The organism is SAR324 cluster bacterium, from assembly GCA_029245725.1.
Classification (GTDB): domain Bacteria; phylum SAR324; class SAR324; order SAR324; family NAC60-12; genus JCVI-SCAAA005.
Genome location: JAQWOT010000170.1, coordinates 1 through 2,793, shown reverse-complemented (window position 1 = coordinate 2,793; position 2,793 = coordinate 1). Strand labels below are relative to the sequence as shown.

The window sequence follows — 2,793 nt, the reverse complement described above, 5'->3', positions numbered from 1 at the left end:
CATCATATTCCATCTGGGCTGCTTCCAAAATTTCCTGTGGAATATCCTTTAAAATAGGTATAGAGCACCCAGATGACAATCGGTAAGTTCATCAATGTGTAAATCAGAATCAAGCCCAGATGCGTATCCAGCAGACCCATGTTCTTGTAAAACAAGTACATTGGGATCATCACGAAGCCAAATATGTTTTCTTTATATAAATAAATTTAAGAAGTAGCAGCTTCTGGTAACGGCCAAAACTCACCGGACAAGTATCCGCCATCAACATAAATGCATTGTCCATTAACGTAGTCTGACGCAGCAGAAGAGAGATAAATGGCTGTACCTAATATGTCTTCAGGAAGTCCTAATCTTTGTGCAGGAATTCTCTTGAAAGCCCAATTTTTCATATTTTCATCAGACCAAAGCTTTTCTGTAAGTGGAGTTTTTATAAAACCTGGACATATGGCATTGACCTGAATGTTTTGAGAGCCAAGTTCAAGAGCAAGTGATTTGGTTAAGCGTAACAGAGCTGCTTTTGCGGCAGCATAAACAGAGATTTGGGACATTGAGTAGGAAGCGGCGAGTGAACCAATGTTGATAATTTTTCCTGATTTTTGTCCGCGCATAATTTTAGACACTTGCTTAGCGAGGAAAAAAGGACCTTTGAAATTCACGTTAAAAACCAAATCAAAATTTTCCTCACTCACTTTTTCAAAAAGTTGCCTTTTATTGAGGCCAGCATTGTTGATAAGTATATCGACAGAACCAAACTCGCTTAAAATTGTATTCAGAACCTGATCATGATCTGCTAGATTTTGCACATCTAATTGGAGTGAGAGTGCACTTCCGCCAAGCTCAGAAATGGTAGAAACTACTTGATCGATCTCTGACTTACTCCTAGATACGCAAACAACCTTCGCACCTATTTGACCAAAGTAAAGTGCAAGTGCTTTTCCGATACCTCTTCCCGCGCCAGATATTAAAACTACCTTTTGTTCAACGGAGAAAAGACTACTACTTGACAAATTATTTAGTGACACCATTTGGGTAAATCTTTAAGTTTCAATCCCTCCAACGGCTGAGGGAAAAAAGAATATTTAAATCTACTATCAAAAGATTGATTAGCGTACGGACCAGATTTTACAATACCGGTGGAATTATTTAGTTGTGCATATTTACTGTTTGGTGCGACATTACCAAAATGATCAACTTGATCATCTATAAAGTACAATAATTTATCAACATAAGGACTAAATTTAGTATCAGTAAATTTATCTTTGGAATCCAAAGAAAAAACCTGTCTATGTTTGCCAGAACCTAAATGACTGCAATTGGGAAAAGGATCCTTTTCTGCACCAAAACCAATGCTCAACATGTGCCTAGGTTCGTTGCTGAAGTTAGGACAACCCCTGTGCCAAAGCCTTAGATCTCTAAATATTACAGAACCTTTATTAGTTAAAATTTGTCGTGGTGGATATCCAGTTTTCATTTTTTCTATTAAAGATTTAACAGATTTTGATTCAATTTGGAGGTCATTGATTTCAGCAATATCAGTTATTAGGTGGGAACCAGGCCAAACTTCTGTTGAACCATTTTCAGGATTAGTGTTTTTTGTGGGAATATTTACAAAAAGTTTGAAGCAAGGATGTGGAAAATCAACATCGTATTTTTCAGCCTCTAGCTTATTTGGAATAGACCACCCCCCCCCATCCATGTGAAGTTTTTGAAAATCACCATTTGGTAAAGAAGTGTTCCCGTTGTAATACCTCATAAAAACTGCACCACCAAGGAGTTCAACTAATATTTCTTCAATGATTGGGTTACAGGCAATCTCAGGAAAAACCCAATTTGAATCTCTTGGTAGACCAAGCTGTAGATGGTGAGGATATTTATTATGAATTTGATAATGATTATAAATAATGTGAGCGGCATCATTATTTAATTTTCCATTAATTGTATCGAGTAAATCAGAAGAGATTAAATCTTCCACAACTACTAGACCATCTAATTCAAATGTATTCTTGATTTTTTCTAATTTTTTGGGATTAATTCTTTGGTTTTTTTTCTCAATTTCATTAATTTTATACATTTTTTTCTTTAAGAGTGCTTAAATGACAAGAGACTTCATGATTGATTCCAATCTGATTTAATGATGGACTCAATTTGGCACAATCAATCTCGAAAAGCTTTGCTTTCTGTGCTTCATCGCATCGTGTAGAAAAATTACAGCCAATAGGTAAATTCAATATGTCTGGAACCTCACCTTTAATCGTCTTTGTTTTTAAACGACGACTTCTCTCTTTTCTCGGATTTGGGATAGGAATAGCATTTAGTAATGCTTTAGTATAGGGATGAAAAGGTTTGTCAAAAAGTTTTTTCTTAGGTGAGTATTCAACAATTTTTCCCAGATACATTACTGCAACTCGATCACACAAATACTTAACTACTGACAGATCATGTGATATAAAAAGAATGGTTAGATCTAACTCTCTTTGTAATTTCTTTAACAAAAGTATTATTTGAGCCTGAATAGAAACATCTAAAGCAGAGATAGGTTCATCAGCAATAATAAAGCTGGGGTTTACGGCTAAGGCCCTAGCAATACAGATTCTCTGTCTTTGTCCACCAGAAAATTCATGAGGATATCTTTGAGCTGAATCTTTATCTAAACCTACCATATCTAACAAGTCATCAATCTTTTCTCTTAATTTACTTTTCTCCACCACCGAATGGGTTATTAATGGCTCAGATAAAATATCTTCCACATTCATTCTTGGATTTAAAGAAGAATAGGGATCTTGGAAAATCATC

Annotated in this window: 3 protein-coding genes and 1 pseudogene; all 4 read right to left on the bottom strand. The window is 35.5% G+C overall.

Features of this window, described 5'->3' with window-relative positions:
* Window positions 1–173, bottom strand: a pseudogene (locus tag P8O70_08820) (carbohydrate ABC transporter permease).
* A gap of 33 nt (window positions 174–206) precedes the next feature.
* Window positions 207–1,025, bottom strand: a complete 819-nt coding sequence (locus P8O70_08815) for a glucose 1-dehydrogenase (protein ID MDG2196978.1) — start codon at window positions 1,023–1,025, stop codon at window positions 207–209.
* The gene (locus P8O70_08810; protein MDG2196977.1) at window positions 1,013–2,071 is read right to left on the bottom strand and encodes a phytanoyl-CoA dioxygenase family protein; all 1,059 of its coding nucleotides are present in this window, start codon (window positions 2,069–2,071) and stop codon (window positions 1,013–1,015) included. The genes P8O70_08815 and P8O70_08810 overlap by 13 nt, the downstream gene beginning before the upstream one ends.
* On the bottom strand, window positions 2,064–2,793 hold a 730-nt coding region (locus tag P8O70_08805; protein ID MDG2196976.1), incomplete at its 5' end, for an ABC transporter ATP-binding protein. The genes P8O70_08810 and P8O70_08805, both read right to left, overlap by 8 nt.

What these genes read in the sequence shown, in the direction of transcription:
- P8O70_08815 (MDG2196978.1), bottom strand. Translation starts at nt 1,025, where the DNA reads ATGGTGTCACTAAATAATTTGTCAAGTAGTAGTCTTTTCTCCGTTGAA.
- P8O70_08810 (MDG2196977.1), bottom strand. Translation starts at nt 2,071, where the DNA reads ATGTATAAAATTAATGAAATTGAGAAAAAAAACCAAAGAATTAATCCC.